We start from the raw sequence: 15,301 nt of genomic DNA, 5'->3' as shown, positions 1-15,301 counted from the left end.
ACACACTTCTTCACATCGTCACGAGTCGTCACAGAGCGGCGCCCTCACGGGGGACGGGTCATCGTGGACGCATGTCAGCGCCATCGGACGGGACCCGCTCCCTCGTGATCGTCGGGGGAGGTCCCCGCGCGGTCGGGGTCCTCGAGCGCCTCGCCGCGAACGCCGCCGAGGACGCCCTCGGGCCGGCCGCGCTCGTCGTCCACGTCGTCGACCCGTACCCCGTCGGCCCCGGCCGGATCTGGCGCTACGAGCAGTCGCCGCTGCTGAAGCTCAACTCGCTCGCAGCCGACGTGACGATGTTCACCGACGCGAGCGCGACGATCGAGGGGCCGGTGCGCCCCGGACCCTCGCTGATCGAGTGGGCGGAGGCGGTGCGGGCCGGCCGGATCGCGCTCGCAGAGGGCGACGAAGCCGTGCGCCGCGAGCTCGACGGGCTCCGCGCCGACAGCTTCCCCACCCGCCGGCTGCAGAGCCTCTATCTGCGCTGGTTCCACCGGGAGGCGCTCGCCGCTCTCCGCCCTGACGTCGAGGTCCGCGAGCACGCGGCGCGCGTCGTCGAGGTGCTCGGCCGCGACGACGGTGCGCAGCGGGTCGTCCTCGACTCCGGCGACGTGATCGAGGCCGACCTGGTCCTGTTCTCGCTCGGGCACAGCGGCGCTCTGCCGACGGTCGACGAGACCCGGCTGGCCGGGTTCGCCGAGCGCCACGGCCTCGCCTACCTGCCGCCGTCGTTCACGGCCGACGCCGACCTCGGATCCCTCCGCGCCGGACACGACGTGATCGTGCGCGGCCTCGGCCTCGTCGCGGTCGACCTCCTGGTGCTGCTCACCGAGGGCCGGGGCGGCCGCTTCGAACGGGACGACGCCGGCGGACTGCGCTACCACCCGTCGGGACGTGAGCCGCGCATCCTGATCGGCAGCCGCCGCGGGGTCCCCTACCACTCGAAGATCGGCTCGACGCTCCAGGGAGCCGCGCCCGAGCCCCGCTGGTTCTCGGCGTCCGTCGTCGAGGAGCTGCGCTCGCGACACCGCCCGCTCGACTTCAGCGAGGACGTCTGGCCCCTGATCGCCCAGGAGATGCTCTGGGGCTACTACCGTGAGCTCTTCACCGGGCACCCCGACCGGGTGAGCACCGACTGGACGCACTTCTCGGAGGTGTTCTCGCGGCTCGACCCGCGCGCCTCGGTCCTCGCCGGCTCCCGCGGCCCGCGACCCGAAGCGGGACAGGGGTACGCTCTCCCCGCACTCGGGGCCGACGCCGAGCGGGTCCTCGGAGATGCGCGGACCCTGACCGCGCTCGTCGCGGACACTGTGCCGGACAGCCTCGACAGGCTGCTCCTCCCCGATCTCGACCGCCCGTTCGCCGATGTGCGGTTCGCCGACGGCTCGGCGCTGCAGGAGGCGGTGCGCGCCTACATCCGGGACGACCTGGCTCTGCGCAGCCGGCAGGAGCACAGCGCCACGATGGCGCTCTTCCTCGCGCTTCTGCGCAGCCACTTCCTCGTCGCCGATCTCACCGCGTCCGCGAGGTGGACGCCCCGCTCGCGGATCGAGGATCTGCACGGATGGTGGCTCGGCTGGTTCAGCTTCCTCGCGAGCGGGCCGCCCGCGCACCGTCTCGAGGAGCTGCTCGCACTCTCGGACGCGGGCGTCGTCGACTTCCTCGGCCCGGGCATCCGTGTGGAGACCTCCGAAGAGGAGGGCCGCTTCGTCGCGAGCGGCGGGGCGACCGATCAGGTCGTCCTCGCTGACGCTCTCGTCGACGCGCGCCTCCCCCGGACGTCCGTTGCGAGGAGTGACGACGCGCTGATGCGAGCGCTCGTCGCGTCGGGGTCGGCGGTCGAGGACCTCGTCGACGTCGGCGACACTCTCCTGTCGACCGGGAGGCTGCGCGTGCACCAGGACGACACCCTGCTGCGCTCGACGGCGGGAGGCCGCGTCGGCCGCCGGTACGCGATCGGCCCGTACACCGACTCGCCGTTCGTCGGCGCCTTCTCCCGGCCGGGCACGAACGCGGTGTCGTTCCGCGAGAACGACAAGGTCGCGCGCGCGCTGCTGCGCCGCCTCCGCGCACTCGACGACGAGGAGCTCGTCCGAGCCGGCACCCTGATCCGAGGAGCACGATGACCGCCGCCCCACCCCTCAGCCTCGCCGTCGCCCTCGAGGGCGCCGGCTGGCACCCCGCGTCCTGGCGCGAGCCTGGCGCCCGTCCCGACGCGCTCTTCACCGGCGCGTACTGGGCGGACATCGTGCAGCGGGCGGAGCGCGGCGGGATCGACTTCGTGACGATCGAGGACTCCTTCGCCCTGCAATCGGCGGACCCCTTCCTGGCCGACGACCGCACCGACGAGGTCCGCGGCCGGCTCGACGCGCTGCTGATCGCCTCCTACGTCGCCCCCCTCACGAGCCGCATCGGTCTCGTGCCCACGGTCACCGTGACGCACACGGAGCCCTTCCACGTGTCGAAGGCCGTCGCGACGCTCGACCACCTGAGCCGGGGGCGGGGCGGTTGGCAGGTCAGGGTGTCGTCACGCGTCGACGAAGCCTCGCACGTCGGACGACGAATCGCGGCGATCGTGCCGCCGGAGCCGGGCACGCCCCTTCTCGAGGACCCCGCGATCCGCGCCGTCGTCGACGAGCTCTTCGAGGAGGCGGCCGACGCCGTCGAGGTCGCACGGAGACTCTGGGACAGCTGGGAGGACGACGCCGAGATCCGCGACGTCGCCACCGATCGCTTCCTCGACGCCGACAAGGTGCACCGCGTCGACTTCGCAGGACGCTGGTTCTCGGTGCGCGGCCCCGCGATCACTCCCCGGCCGCCGCAGGGGCAGCCCGTCGTCGCCGCGCTCGCACACGCCGACATCCCGTACCGTTTCGCCGCGCGCTCGGCCGACGTCGTGTTCGCGACGCCTCAGAACGCAGCGGACGCCGAGAGGATCCTCCAGGAGATCGCCGAGGCGGAGCGCGGGGCGGGGCGCACGGGCGAGCGCCTGCGGGTCCTCGCCGACCTCGTCGTCGTCCTCGACACCCCGGCGGAGTCCGCCGCGGCCAGACTCTCGCGCCTCGACGCTCTCGGCCGACCGCTCACCGGCGACGCCGCCGTCGCCGCCGGGTCGGCCGCGTCCGTCGCCGACCGCATCGCCGAGCTCTCACGGCTCGGCTACGACGGCGTCCGCCTCCGACCCGCGGTTCTCGCCACCGATCTGCCGCTGATCGCCGACGACCTCGTGCCCGAGCTGCGCCGACGCGGTCTGCTCGTCGGGACGGAGGAGGGCCGCACCCTCCGCTCAGCCCTGGGCCTGCCCACGTCGATCCCGAACCGCTACGCCTCCGAGGAGCAGTCATGACGCGGCGACCGAAGCAGATCGTCCTCGCCGCCTACGTGGGCGGGGTGAACGAGCACACCCTGTGGGAGCACCCCGACGCCGGCAGCCAGGTCGACTTCTCGACGTTCCGCCGCGTCGCAGAGACCGCGGAGCGCGGGCGGTTCGACTACTTCTTCCTCGCCGAGGGTCTGGCACTGCGGGAGCGCGCGGGGCGCCCGTTCGACCATGACATCGCCGGACGACCGGACACTCTGCCGCTCCTCGCCGCGCTGGCCGCGGTCACGGAGCACATCGGCCTGGTCGGCACGCTCAACGCGACGTTCAACGAGCCCTTCGAGCTCGCCCGTCAGATCGCGACCCTCGACCACCTCTCAGGCGGACGAGCGGGGTGGAACGTGGTCACGTCCTTCGACGCCTTCACGGGCGCGAACTTCCGCCGCGGCGGCTTCCTCGACCGCGCCGACCGCTACGCCCGTGCCGAGGAGGCCGTCCGCGCGGTGACGACGCTCTGGGACACCTGGACCTCCGACGCCGTGCGAGCCGATGCCCCCTCCGGCGAGTTCCTCGCCGACTCGTCGACGGGGTCGTTCGCCGTCTCGAGCAGCCAGTTCGACGTCTCCGGCCGTTTCACCGTGCCGCGCAGCCCGCAGGGCCGCCCGGTGATCGTGCAGGCGGGCGTCTCTCCGCAGGGTCGCGACTTCGCGGCGTCGAGCGCCGACGTGATCTTCTCCCCCTACCACCGGGGACCTGAGGCGCACGAGTTCGCGCGCGACATCGCGGCCCGGGTCGCGGCGGCGGGTCGCCCGGCCGGCTCCGTGCGGATCCTCCCGTCAGCCGCCGTCGTCCTCGGCGGCACCGCTGCGGAGGCGGAGGAGAGAGCGCGGTGGATCCGCAATCAGCAACTCACACCGCGCACGATCCAGGTGCTCTTCGAGCAGGTCTGGAACCGGGACCTGTCGGGCTTCGACGTCGACGGGCCGGTACCCGATCTCGAGCCCGACCTCGAGGCGCCGCCGCTGATCGAGGGCCGCGCACTGATCCACGGTGATCGCGCGGGGACCGTGCGCGCCTGGCGTGCGCTCGCTCAGGAGCGCGACCTCACCCTCCGCGGTCTCGCCGAGACCGTCTTCGACCGCACGGAGTACGTGGGCACGGCTGAGCAGGTCGCCGACCGTCTCGACGAGTTCGTGCAGAGCGGAGGCGGCGACGGGGTCGTCCTCGGATCGCACCTGCACCCGGGTGGTCTGGACGAGTTCGTCGACCGCGTCGTGCCGCTGCTGCAGGAGCGCGGTTCGCTGCGCACCGAGTACGAGGGCACGACCCTGCGGGAGAACCTCGGCCTGGAGATCCCCGCCCGGCCGTGACCTCATCCCCTCCGCCCCCTCTCCGACCTCCGAAGGAAGACCATGACCGACGCCTACTACGACCGCGCAGCCGACCGCCGCTACACCGCCGCCTACAAGAAGGAGACCCCCGACGTCCTTGCGGCGTTCACCGCCTTCGACACCGCCGTCTTCGCTCCGCAGGGTCGCGAGATCCCGCTCAAGTACCGCGAGCTCATCGCCTACGCCGTGGGCATCAGCAAGCAGTGCGTCTACTGCATCGACGGCCACGGCCAGAACGCCGTGCGCGCCGGTGCGACCGAGACCGAGCTCGCCGAATCAGCCTGGGTCGCGGCCGCCATCGGAGCCGGAGCCGCCTTCGCGCACGGCCGACTCGGCTTCAAGCTGACCGAGGACCACCCGCACTGATCGTGCCCCCGCCCCTGTCCCTCCTACCGATCGGCCGATCATGACGAACGAACCCGCCTTCAGCATCACCCTCACCCCCTTCGACGAGGACTACTCGCCGGCCCAGAGCTCCCGGATCACCACCAACTTCGCGAATCTGGCCCGCGGCGAGCGCCGCCGGGAGAACCTCCGGACCGCGCTGCGGATGATCGACGACCGGTTGAACGATCTCGTGCCGGGCGACGATCCGAGCCGCGGCCGCTACACGGTCGGGCTCGACATCGTCTCCGTCGGGCTGCGGCTCACCACGGACGGCGAGGACCGGGAGTTCCCCCTGCTGGAGGTCCTGCGCACCCGGATCCTCGACCGCCGCACCGGCCGATGTCAGCCGGGGACACTGGGGAACAACTTCTCCTCCTACCTCCGCGACCACGACTTCAGCGTGCGACTGCCGGCGGTCAACGCCGCGCAGGCCGGCTTCACCGTCCCCGACGACTTCGGCGTCCTGCACGGCGCGCTCTTCCAGCACTTCCGGGACTCCGCGCAGTACGCGGAGCTCTCGTCGACGCCGCCCGTCATCTGCATCAGCGTCTCGACGAGCAGGACGTACCGGCGCACCGGGACCCTCCATCCGATCCTCGGCGTCGAGTACCGGCAGGACGAGCTCTCGCTGACCGACCGGTACTTCGCGGAGATGGGCCTCGGGGTCCGCTTCTTCATGCCGCCCGGCAGCACGGCGCCGCTCGCGTTCTACTGCGGCGGCGACCTGCTGGAGGACTACTCGGACCTCCAGCTCATCGCCACCATCAGCACGATGGAGACGTTCCAGAGGATCTACCGGCCCGAGATCTACGGCGCGCGCTCGGCCGCCGCCGACGTCTACCGGCCGGACCTGGAGCAGCAGGACTACGAGCGGCCCGCGGTCTCCTACGACCGCGAGGAGCGCGGCCGGCTCGCGGTCGAGCAGGGGCGGTTCGCGGAGGAGCACCTCATGAAGCCGCACGGGGAGCGGCTGCGGCAGTGGGCCGCCGGGTACGCGGGAGCGGTCCGATGAGCGCCCGCGGATCCTCGACGTCCCTCCCGCTCCTGCCCACCTCGATCGCCGGCAGCCTGCCGAAGCCGTCGTGGCTCGCGCAGCCGGAGACCCTGTGGTCCCCGTGGCGCCTGACCGGCGACGCCCTGGCCGAGGGCAAGCAGGACGCCCTGCGCGCCGCTGTCCACGAGCAGCACCACCGGGGCCTGGACATCGTCAGTGACGGGGAGCAGACCCGGCAGCACTTCGTCACGACGTTCATCGAGCACCTCACGGGCGTCGACTTCGAGCGGCGCGAGACGGTGCGCATCCGCGACCGGTACGACGCGAGCGTGCCGACCGTCGTCGGCGCCGTAGGGCTCGAGAGGCCCGTGTTCGCCGACGACGCCCGGTTCCTGCGCGAGCAGACCGATCAGCCGATCAAGTGGGCGCTACCCGGCCCGATGACGATGATCGACACTCTCTCCGACCGGCACTACGGGAGTCGCGAGAAGCTGGCGTGGGAGTTCGCGACCATCCTCAATGAGGAGGCGCGAGCCCTCCAGGACGCCGGAGTCGACATCGTCCAGTTCGACGAGCCCGCCTTCACCGTCTTCTTCGACGAGGTGCAGGACTGGGGCGTGGCCGCGCTGGAGAGGGCGGCGGAGGGACTCCGCATCGAGACCGCGGTGCACATCTGCTACGGCTACGGGATCAAGGCGAACACCGACTGGAAGGCGACCCTCGGGTCGGAGTGGCGGCAGTACGAGGAGTCGTTGCCGCTCCTCCAGCAGTCCTCGCTCGACATCGTCTCGCTGGAGAGCCACCACTCCCACGTGCCGATGGAGCTGATCGAGCTCGTCCGCGGCAAGAAGGTCATGCTCGGAGCGATCGACGTGGCGAGCGGGACCGTCGAGACGCCCGAGGAGGTCGCCGACACCCTGCGCCGCGCCCTCCGGTTCGTCGACGCGGACCTGCTCCTCCCGAGCACGAACTGCGGCATGGCACCGCTGCCCCGCGACCTCGCCTGGGGGAAGCTCAGCGCGCTGAGCGCGGGAGCAGCGATCGTCCGCGAGGAGCTCGCGCCCTGACCGGCCTCCGGGGAGACGGGTCGCGGCCGGCCCGTCTCCCCGGAGGTCCCGCCCGCCTCACCCCTCCGCTCGCGCCTCCTGCGCCGCGATGTCCTTCATCGCCAGGTCCGCCCGGCGGAACTGGTCCGTCTCCGGAAGCGCGAGGTGCAGTCCGGCGACGGTCGTGAGCGAGACCGTCACCTCGGCCACGGTCACGTCGAGGACGTGCCCGCCCTTCTCGCGGGCGTCGTCGACGTAGTGCAGGTGGTACCCGGGGACCGACACGGCCTGCTCGAACTGCGGAGTGCGGAAGCCCGCGATCGTGCCGCGGGTGTCGGCGATGCCGGTGACGCTCTGGTGGGCGGTCGCCTCGATCAGGGGCGGGTACGGCTCGGTCTGCGCGCCCACGGTCCGGGTTCGGACCTCGGTGAACCGGCCGTCGATCCGCAGGGCGACGGGGATGTTCCCGCCGTCGACCGCGTTGTCGATCAGCCGGGTGAGGCCGGCGAGACCGGTCGGCTCCTCCACCGGGAACGTCGTGGTCGCGTGGAAGGGCAGCACGGCGGCGAAGGGCGTCCGGTCGTCGCCGTCCGCGACCTGGACGGAGCCGTCGCTGCGCAGGTGGTAGCAGACGCCGTCGACGATCACCATCTCGCCGTCCAGGTGGTTGAAGGTGCCCAGCCCGAGGTCGCCGTGGGTGAGCAGCTCGCCGATCGTCAGGTCCCCGTCGTAGACCCCGGCCAGCAGGGCGGCCATGGTCGAGCTCTGGTAGATCGCGTAGTCGTCGGTCGAGTCGACCGTGTGCGTGCTCATTCGAAGGCGTCCTCGACCAGGTGGGCGGCGATGTCGACGTTGCGGCTGTAGTCCACCGCGACGTCGATGATCGAGACGCCCGGCTCGGCGAGGGAGGCGCGGAAGGCCTCCTCGAACTCGGCGAGGCCGCTCACCCGCCTGCCCGTGGCGCCGAACGCCGCGGCGAACTTCTCGATGTCGTAGTCGCCGAGCTGGACCCCGGACTTGCGGCCGTACTTCAGCAGCTGCTGGAAGCCGACCATGTCGTAGGTGTCGTCCCGCATGATCACGTGCGTGAACGAGAGGCCGAGCCGCGTCGCCGTCTCGATCTCCGTCGCGGAGAACAGGAACCCTCCGTCACCCGAGACGGAGACCACCGGGGTCCCGGGGCGCAGGAGGCTCGCCGCCATGCCCCACGGGAAGGAGACGCCGAGGGTCTGCTGCCCGTTCGAGAAGAGCAGGTGCTTGGGCTCGTACACCCGGAAGTGCCGGGCCATGAAGATGTAGTTCGAGCCGATGTCGCAGGCCACGGTGGCGTCGTCCGAGAGCAGGTCGCGCATCAGGAGCACGAGGCGGGCGGGATCGACGGTCCCGGGAGCAGCCTCGGCCGTGCGCGCCGCGTCGTCGATCCGCTCCAGCTCGCTCCGGTGCCGGGCGACCCGGTCGGCCGCGTCCTCGTCGAGCTGCAGGCCGGAGACGAGCGGCGTGAGGGCCGCGACGGTCTGCGCGAGATCGCCCTTCAGCTCCAGCGCCGGCAGGTAGTGGTTGTCCAGCGGGGCGTCGACGGAGTCGATGTGGACGATCTGGCGGTCGACGTCGCTGTTCCAGATCACCGGGTCGTACTCGACGGCGTCGTAGCCGATCGCGACGACGAGATCGGACTCGGCGAGGGCGAGGTCGGCGGGCTGGTTCTTGAAGAGGCCGACGCGGCCGAGGTAGTGGTCCTCGAGCTCGCGGGAGACGAGGCCGGCCGCCTGGAACGTCTCGATCACCGGCAGCTCCGTCTCGCTGATCAGGGCCCGCAGGGCCGCGACGGTCCCCGGCTCCGACGCGCGGAGGCCCACGAGGAGGACGGGCCGCTCCGCCGTGTTGATCAGGTCGGCGGCGCGGGTGAGGTCCTCGGCGCGCGCCGGACCGCTCGTCGGCCCCGTGGCCGCCCGGGTGATGACCTGCGAGGTCGGCGCGGCCATCACGCTGGCCGACAGGACGACCGCCGCGGCGCCTCGGGGCTCGGTGACGGCGGCGCGGAAGGCGTTGCTGACCGCCTCCGTGACGTCGTCCGGATCCGTCGACTCGACCGTGTACTTCGTCACGGTGGTGAGGAAGGCGGCCGCGTCCATCGACTGGTGCGTGCGCTTGAGGCGGTCGGAGAGCTGCACGGCCCCGGCGAGCGCGACGACCGGGTCCTGCTCCGTGTTGGCCGTGAGCAGGCCGGTGGCGAGGTTGGTCGTGCCGGGGCCGGAGGTCACGAGGACGACACCCGGGCTGCCCGTGAGCCGTCCCACCGCGGCGGCCATGAAGGCGGCGTTCTGCTCGTGCCGGCAGACGATCAGCTCCGGCCCCTCGTCGGCGAGGACGTCGAAGACCGCGTCGATCTTCGCTCCCGGGATCCCGAAGACGTACTTCACGCCGTTGGCGGTCAGGGTCTCGATCACCCGCCGTGCACTGCGCGTCTCGACGTTCGGCTGCTCCATGGTCGGCTCCGCTCTCTCCTCGGTTGTACCGACGAGCGTAGGAACGGGGGCACCCGGAGCGACCCGGTCAGATGACTCGTTCCCACCGGTGCATCTCCGGCGGCGTACCGATCGCAGTGACGGAGCGCTCGGCCGGGACACGCTCGGCTCCCCCGCCGACGGTCTGCTCGGAGAGTCGTCCGACGCTCGCCGCGGCGTCCCCGGTCGTGATGGACTTGCCCGCATGATGATCTCTCCGCGCGAGTCCGCGCACGACACGAAGGCAGGCGTCTGATGGCCGAGGAGCGCGCGATCCTCGCGGGCGGATGCTTCTGGGGGCTCCAGGAGCTCATCCGCGACATGCCGGGCGTCTTCAGCACCCGCGCCGGGTACGCCGGCGGCAGCACGCCGAACGCGACCTACCGCCACCACGGCGACCACGCGGAGGCGGTCGAGATCGAGTTCGATCCCGAGCAGCTCTCCTACCGCGACCTACTCGAGTTCTTCTTCCAGGTGCACGACCCGACGACGAAGAACCGTCAGGGCAACGACATCGGCACGGCCTACCGCTCCGTGATCCTCTTCCTCTCGCCTGAGCAGGAGAGGGTCGCGCGCCAGACGATCACCGAGATCGACGCGTCGGGCCGCTGGCCCGGACCGGTCGTCACCGAGGTCGAGCCCGCGGGAGAGTTCTGGGACGCCGAGGAGGAGCACCAGGACTACCTGCGCAAGCACCCCGGTGGCTACACCTGCCACTGGGTCCGGCCGAAGTGGGCGCTCGACGCCTGATTCCGGTCACGCGGGACGCGGGGCCCAGGGCTCCGCTCCCGCGGGCACGGCTCGCGCGCGGTGCGCGAAGAGAAGCACGACGGCGACCGCCGAGAGCACCAGGGCCGGCGTCGGGGCCCAGGCCGGAGCGAGCGTCACGGTCGCCGCTCCGACGACGGCCCCGCCCGCGAGGCTCGCGACGATGAGCGCCTGGAGGGTCCTCGACCCGGACGAGCGCTCGGCGAGCTCCTGCATCAGGCTCGTGAGCGTGCCCGTGACGAAGGTCGTCGTCAGGCCGGCGGCGCCGGAGATCCGCTTCGCGAGCACGGTCTGCAGCCCCAGCGCCGCCGCGCTGGTCGCGATGAACGCGCAGTCCACGAGCAGCGACGTGCCGCCCTGCACCGTCGGCCAGGCGACCGCGACGGCGAGCTGCAGGACGACCCCCACGAGCGCGATCGCGCGGAGCGGACGTCTCCCGTCGCCGGTCGACGGCGTGCGCGCCCGGGTCGTGCGGAACCCGGCGTAGACCGCTCCGGCGAAGAAGACGATCGCCGTGACCGCTCCGGCCGCGGTCGTCAGCCAGGCGGAGCGGGGGTACAGCCCCAGCAGCACCAGGTTGCCCGTCATGTTCGCGGTGAAGATGCCGCCGAGCAGGAGGAACGCGAACGCGTCGGTCGCGCCCGAGGCGATGGCCAGCAGCACCAGGGCGAGCCTGAGGCGCGCGGGGCCGGTCACCGCCGTCACGCGCGGCCCTCACCCATGGAGCTGCCGCCAGGTGACGATCTGCTCGCCGCGGAGCTCGTAGCTCCCGAAGCAGCGGAGCCAGTGGCCCTCCCCCGTGTCCGAGCGGAGGTGCAGGGCGTGCTCGGTGAGGACGACGCTGCCGGCGACGGCGATCGTGACGAGGGCGATCCGGATCTCGGTGAACGCCCGGTGGACCTCGTCGCACATCTCGAGGACCCGCGCCCGCCCCGCGATCTCCTGCGAACTCGACGCGCTGTAGACGACCTCCGGATGCAGGAACGGGATGAGCTGGCGGCTGTCGCGAGCGCTCCACACCTCGAGGAAGTCGCGCACGACCAGCTCGTTCTCGATCATCGCGACACCCCGCACCGACGCGTCCTGCCAGCTCTCGGCCATGGGTCCTCCCGCCGTCCCCGCACCGACACTCGTCGATGGCGACGAGCCTGCCCGAGAGCGCCCCGGGCGCCTACGCGTCGGATGACCCGATCTCCCCGCCGGCGGGCTCACCGCGCGTGGGCCGTCGCCAGCTCGCCCCAGTGCGTCGTCGCCCGGAGCGAGAGGGCGTCGCGCTTCATCGTCCACACCGGCCCCGTGCGGATGCCTGCCAGCCCGAGGCCGACCGCGGACCGGCCGTGGCGCTTGGTCACGGCGTCGATGGTGGCGCCGAGGCCCTTCGTGTCGAAGGCGGTGTCGAAGATCTCGAGCAGCGCGTGGGAGTTCCGAGGCGACAGGTTCGTGAGGATGACGCCGGCCCGCACGTAGCGCGCGCCCTCCCGCAGCCGCGGGCGCAGGGTGCCGATCGCGGCCCTCACCATCGCCACCGGGTCGTCCGTGGGGACGGGGAAGCCGGCCAGGCCGCCGGCGGACTCGTAGGGCGCGTCCGCGAACGGCGACGTCGACGCGAACACGCTCATCGTCCTGGTGACCGACTCCTGCGCGCGGAGGCGGTGGGCGGCGCGCTGCGCGTAGACGGAGAGCACCTGCTCCATGTCGCTGATCGTCGTCACGGGAGTGGCGAACGACCGGGAGAAGATCAGCTGGTCGCGGACGGTGCGGGCGCCCTCGAGCGGGATGCAGTCGACGCCGCGTAGCTCGTAGACGGAGCGCTGCAGGACGACCGAGAACTTCTTGCGGATCAGCGCGGGGTCCGCGTCGCGGAGGTCGCGGACGGTGTGGATGGACAGCTCCGCGAGGCGCTTCCCTGTGCGGCCGGCGACTCCCCACAGCTCGGTGACGTGCTGCGAGGCCATGAGCGCGTCGAGCTGCTCGGGCGTGTACCAGTCGGTGTCGCAGACGCCCCCGAGGCGCGGGTGCTTCTTCGCTCCGCCCTTGTTGACGAACTTCGCGAGAGTCTTGCTCGGCCCGAATCCGACGCAGACGGGCAGGCCGACGTTCTTCGCGACGGCCGCCCGCATCGCCCGGCCGATCTTCGCCCGCTCCGCCACGTCGCCGTCGACGCCGAGGAAGGACTCGTCGATCGAGTACACCTCCTGCCAGGCGGAGTAGCGGCCCAGCAGCTCCATCACGCGCGCGGACAGCTCGCCGTACAGCTCGTAGTTGCTCGATCGGGCGATCACCTCCGGGAGGCGACCGGAGCGGATGAGCGGCTCGATCTGGAACCAGGGCGTGCCGTTCTCGATCCCGAGCCTCTTCACCTCGTCGGAGCGCGCGACCACGCAGCCGTCGTTGTTCGAGAGGACGACGACGGGCCGGCCGGCGAGCTTGGGGTCGAACAGCCGCTCGCAGGAGACATAGAACGAGTTCACGTCGACCAGGGCGATGCGCCGCTCAGAGCGCACGGTGCAGCCGGTGGAGGCAGACGGTGACGACGCCCCACACCTGGAGGTCGCTCAGCTCGGCGACGTGGATCGGCGGGTACTCCGGGTTCTCGGCCCGCAGGACCACTCCCCCGGGGTGCAGCTCGAGGCGCTTGACGGTCAGCTCGCCGTCGAGGATCGCGATGACCACGCTCCCGTGCGTCGGCGTGATCGACCGGTCGACCACGAGCTCGTCGCCGTCGCTGATGCCCGCGCCGACCATGCTCTCGCCCGAGACGCGGACGATGAACGTCGACGTCCTGTCGCGGATCAGGTGGTCGTTGAGGTCGAGGGACCCGTCGAAGTAGTCCTGCGCCGGCGACGGGAATCCCGCCGCCACGGCCTCGCTGGTGACGAGGAAGGTGACGGCGACGGCGTCCGAGGCCGGGGTCGCGATGCGCTCCACGACGGTCACGCCCATGGTCGGCTCCCTCCTCGTGGTATCGAACGGGTGTTCGAACGCGTCCGAGTGTAGGTCGGGGGCACCGACATTCGGGAGGCGCTCGGCGCCGTCCTCGACCGCTCGCGGGGACGATCACCGGGGACGCCGCTGGGCGCCCGGAGGAGTGGCGCGTCGGCCGACGCGAGCCCAGCCTCCCTGGAGCCTTCTCCGGCACGATCCGACCTCATCCCCTCGGAAGGAGCTCCTCTCATGCGCGCATCCCGTCCTCTTCCCGGCGACCCCTGGCCGTCGGAGATGGTCATCACGGTCGAGGACAACCCCGCGGCGCTGCTCGAGCTCCTCTGGATCCGCGAAGCGTGGGGCTTCACTCCGGCGGGCGACGGGCCGCCGCCGCTCGAGCGGTCCCCGGAACGGGTCGGGTCGGCGGAGCCCGGCGCCGACGAGCAGCGCGCCTGGCCTCAGCTGTGGCAGGACTGCGTCGAGCATCTGGCGGTCGAGACCGGCCCGCTCCTCCGGCAGCTCTCCAGCACCGCCGACGGATCCCCCGAGCGCGCACGCCTCCTCGACCTCGCGCGCGGCCCCGGCTGGCGGGAGCGCTTCGGCGACGACTCCCTCGGAGCGCCTTTCCGCGCCTGGCACGACGAGCTGCGGTCCGCCCGGATGGACGCACGGGACGTCCCTCTGGACGCCGCCCCCGAGCGGCGCTGCCTCGGCTCCCTCGTCCCCGCCTGGGAGGCCGGACTGACGACGGTGGTCACCCTCCCCTGCCGCGGCGAGTACACGCGCGCCGTCTCCGGCTCGGTGCTGCTCCTGACCGACAGCGACCACCGGGACCCGGACCGCTACGCGGCCGCGCTCCGCCGGTTCGCCGACGGCTCTCTGGAGTGACGGGGCACGGATCTCCGGATCGGATGAACGCTCGCGCGCTCCGGACGGTATCCCCCTCCGAGCCGCCGATCTCCGGCGACCGCAAGTCTCGAGGAGTGCACGATGACCAGGAACATCAGAGTCGGTATCGCAGCTGTCGCCGTCGCGGGCGTGATGGCGGTGGCACCCGTGCTCGCCGGTGCGAGCAGCGTCGCTCCGGCCGCGGCGACCAGCGACTCCAGCAGCGCGTCGGACAGGAACCTGATCAACGCGGTCCGCTCCGTGGCGGCGAAGCTGCGGGTCGTCGGACTCTCCGACGGCGGCACGAAGCTCGTGCAGTTCAACCCGACCAAGCCCGGCAAGGTCACCAACCGCGTCGCCGTCACCGGCCTCACCGGCGGCGACACCGCGCTCATCGGCATCGACTACCGGGTCCAGGACGGCGCCCTCTACGGCGTCGGCGACAACGCGGCGAGCGCCGGCGTCTACTCCATCAACCCGTCCACCGGTGTGGCCACCCAGGTGACCCGTCTCACCGTGGCGCTGAGCGGCACCTCCTTCGGCGTCGACTTCAACCCCGCCGCCAACGCGCTCCGAGTGGTCAGCGACACGGGCCAGAACCTCCGTCAGCCGTTCGCCACCGCGGGCGCCGCGACGGTCGCCGACGGCACGCTCAGCTACGCCGCGCCCGCCGTGGCCACCGGTGTCGCCGGGGCCGCGTACACGAACAACGACCTCGACGCGAACAGCGCGACCACCCTGTTCGTCCTCGACACGGCCCTCGACCAGATCGCGATCCAGTCCCCGGCCAACGCCGGCACCCTGGCGCCGACCGGGAAGCTCGGCCTCGACGCCGCGGGTGCGACCGGCTTCGACATCTACTCCGTCCTCCGCAACGGCAGCTCCATCGGCTCGGTCGGCCTCGCCGCCGTCAACGGGTCGCTCTACGAGATCGGACTGCTGAACGGCACGGCGACTCCGCTCGGCGCCATCGGCGCGGACGTCACGGACATCGCCGTCCCGCTCGTCCAGCGCTGACCCGAAAGGCTCCCGGCGACCGCGCCCCTGCCGACCGACGCTCCCGGTGAGCGCCGGTCGGC

Annotated in this window: 15 protein-coding genes; 9 read left to right on the top strand and 6 right to left on the bottom strand. The window is 72.1% G+C overall.

Going from position 1 to position 15,301, the window contains the following annotated elements; genetic code table 11:
* Positions 1 to 71: 71 nt before the first annotated feature.
* Genes C5C37_RS09495 through C5C37_RS09470 form a run of 6 tightly spaced genes read left to right on the top strand, consistent with a single transcriptional unit; the run spans position 72 to position 7,158 of the window.
* Positions 72 to 2,126 carry an FAD/NAD(P)-binding domain-containing protein gene (locus C5C37_RS09495; RefSeq protein ID WP_104338848.1) on the top strand — a complete coding sequence of 685 codons (2,055 nt, stop codon included), beginning with the start codon at positions 72 to 74 and terminating at the stop codon, positions 2,124 to 2,126.
* Positions 2,123 to 3,346 carry an LLM class flavin-dependent oxidoreductase gene (locus tag C5C37_RS09490; protein ID WP_104226542.1) on the top strand — a complete coding sequence of 408 codons (1,224 nt, stop codon included), beginning with the start codon at positions 2,123 to 2,125 and terminating at the stop codon, positions 3,344 to 3,346. Before C5C37_RS09495 ends, C5C37_RS09490 begins: the two co-directional genes overlap by 4 nt.
* Positions 3,343 to 4,689 (top strand): NtaA/DmoA family FMN-dependent monooxygenase, encoded by a 1,347-nt coding sequence (locus tag C5C37_RS09485; protein ID WP_104338847.1) that lies wholly within the window; start codon positions 3,343 to 3,345, stop codon positions 4,687 to 4,689. The genes C5C37_RS09490 and C5C37_RS09485 overlap by 4 nt, the downstream gene beginning before the upstream one ends.
* Positions 4,690 to 4,731: 42 nt before the next feature.
* Positions 4,732 to 5,076, top strand: a complete 345-nt coding sequence (locus C5C37_RS09480; protein ID WP_104223293.1) for a carboxymuconolactone decarboxylase family protein — start codon at positions 4,732 to 4,734, stop codon at positions 5,074 to 5,076.
* A 40-nt stretch (positions 5,077 to 5,116) separates the two neighbouring features.
* Positions 5,117 to 6,109, top strand: a complete 993-nt coding sequence (locus tag C5C37_RS09475; protein ID WP_104338846.1) for a putative oxygenase MesX — start codon at positions 5,117 to 5,119, stop codon at positions 6,107 to 6,109.
* Entirely contained in the window at positions 6,106 to 7,158 is a 1,053-nt protein-coding gene (locus tag C5C37_RS09470; RefSeq protein ID WP_104223328.1) for a methionine synthase, read from the top strand. Before C5C37_RS09475 ends, C5C37_RS09470 begins: the two co-directional genes overlap by 4 nt.
* A gap of 57 nt (positions 7,159 to 7,215) precedes the next feature.
* Here C5C37_RS09470 and budA read toward each other — a convergent pair whose 3' ends face one another.
* Both budA and alsS read right to left on the bottom strand, forming a co-directional pair.
* On the bottom strand, positions 7,216 to 7,950 hold the full coding sequence (budA, locus tag C5C37_RS09465; RefSeq protein WP_104338845.1) for an acetolactate decarboxylase: 735 nt from the start codon (positions 7,948 to 7,950) through the stop codon (positions 7,216 to 7,218).
* Positions 7,947 to 9,623, bottom strand: coding sequence for an acetolactate synthase AlsS (alsS, locus tag C5C37_RS09460; protein WP_104338844.1), 1,677 nt, complete (start codon positions 9,621 to 9,623; stop codon positions 7,947 to 7,949). Before alsS ends, budA begins: the two co-directional genes overlap by 4 nt.
* Positions 9,624 to 9,896: 273 nt before the next feature.
* Here alsS and msrA point away from each other — a divergent pair, with 273 nt between their 5' ends.
* The gene (gene msrA, locus C5C37_RS09455; RefSeq protein WP_104226547.1) at positions 9,897 to 10,391 is read left to right on the top strand and encodes a peptide-methionine (S)-S-oxide reductase MsrA; all 495 of its coding nucleotides are present in this window, start codon (positions 9,897 to 9,899) and stop codon (positions 10,389 to 10,391) included.
* Between the two features lie 6 nt (positions 10,392 to 10,397).
* On the opposite strand, the gene C5C37_RS09450 is transcribed toward msrA, so the two are convergent.
* The 4 genes from C5C37_RS09450 to C5C37_RS09435 all read right to left on the bottom strand — a co-directional run bounded on the left by C5C37_RS09450 (position 10,398) and on the right by C5C37_RS09435 (position 13,352).
* Positions 10,398 to 11,114: a YoaK family protein gene (locus C5C37_RS09450; protein WP_104338843.1), complete on the bottom strand. Its 717-nt coding sequence runs from the start codon at positions 11,112 to 11,114 to the stop codon at positions 10,398 to 10,400.
* Between the two features lie 9 nt (positions 11,115 to 11,123).
* On the bottom strand, positions 11,124 to 11,510 hold the full coding sequence (locus C5C37_RS09445) for a nuclear transport factor 2 family protein (RefSeq protein ID WP_104247117.1): 387 nt from the start codon (positions 11,508 to 11,510) through the stop codon (positions 11,124 to 11,126).
* A gap of 107 nt (positions 11,511 to 11,617) precedes the next feature.
* The gene (locus C5C37_RS09440) at positions 11,618 to 12,913 is read right to left on the bottom strand and encodes a Y-family DNA polymerase (protein WP_104338842.1); all 1,296 of its coding nucleotides are present in this window, start codon (positions 12,911 to 12,913) and stop codon (positions 11,618 to 11,620) included.
* Entirely contained in the window at positions 12,903 to 13,352 is a 450-nt protein-coding gene (locus C5C37_RS09435; protein WP_104238880.1) for a LexA family transcriptional regulator, read from the bottom strand. Before C5C37_RS09435 ends, C5C37_RS09440 begins: the two co-directional genes overlap by 11 nt.
* A 231-nt stretch (positions 13,353 to 13,583) precedes the next feature.
* On the opposite strand from C5C37_RS09435, the gene C5C37_RS09430 reads away from it, so the two are divergent.
* Both C5C37_RS09430 and C5C37_RS09425 read left to right on the top strand, forming a co-directional pair.
* Positions 13,584 to 14,222: a hypothetical protein gene (locus C5C37_RS09430; RefSeq protein WP_104226551.1), complete on the top strand. Its 639-nt coding sequence runs from the start codon at positions 13,584 to 13,586 to the stop codon at positions 14,220 to 14,222.
* A 102-nt stretch (positions 14,223 to 14,324) separates the two neighbouring features.
* Positions 14,325 to 15,239, top strand: coding sequence for a DUF4394 domain-containing protein (locus tag C5C37_RS09425; RefSeq protein WP_219812590.1), 915 nt, complete (start codon positions 14,325 to 14,327; stop codon positions 15,237 to 15,239).
* Positions 15,240 to 15,301 lie beyond the last annotated feature (62 nt).

This window comes from Rathayibacter sp. AY1F9 (assembly GCF_002932155.1).
Lineage (GTDB): Bacteria > Actinomycetota > Actinomycetes > Actinomycetales > Microbacteriaceae > Rathayibacter.
This window is presented reverse-complemented; position numbering and strand designations above follow the sequence as displayed.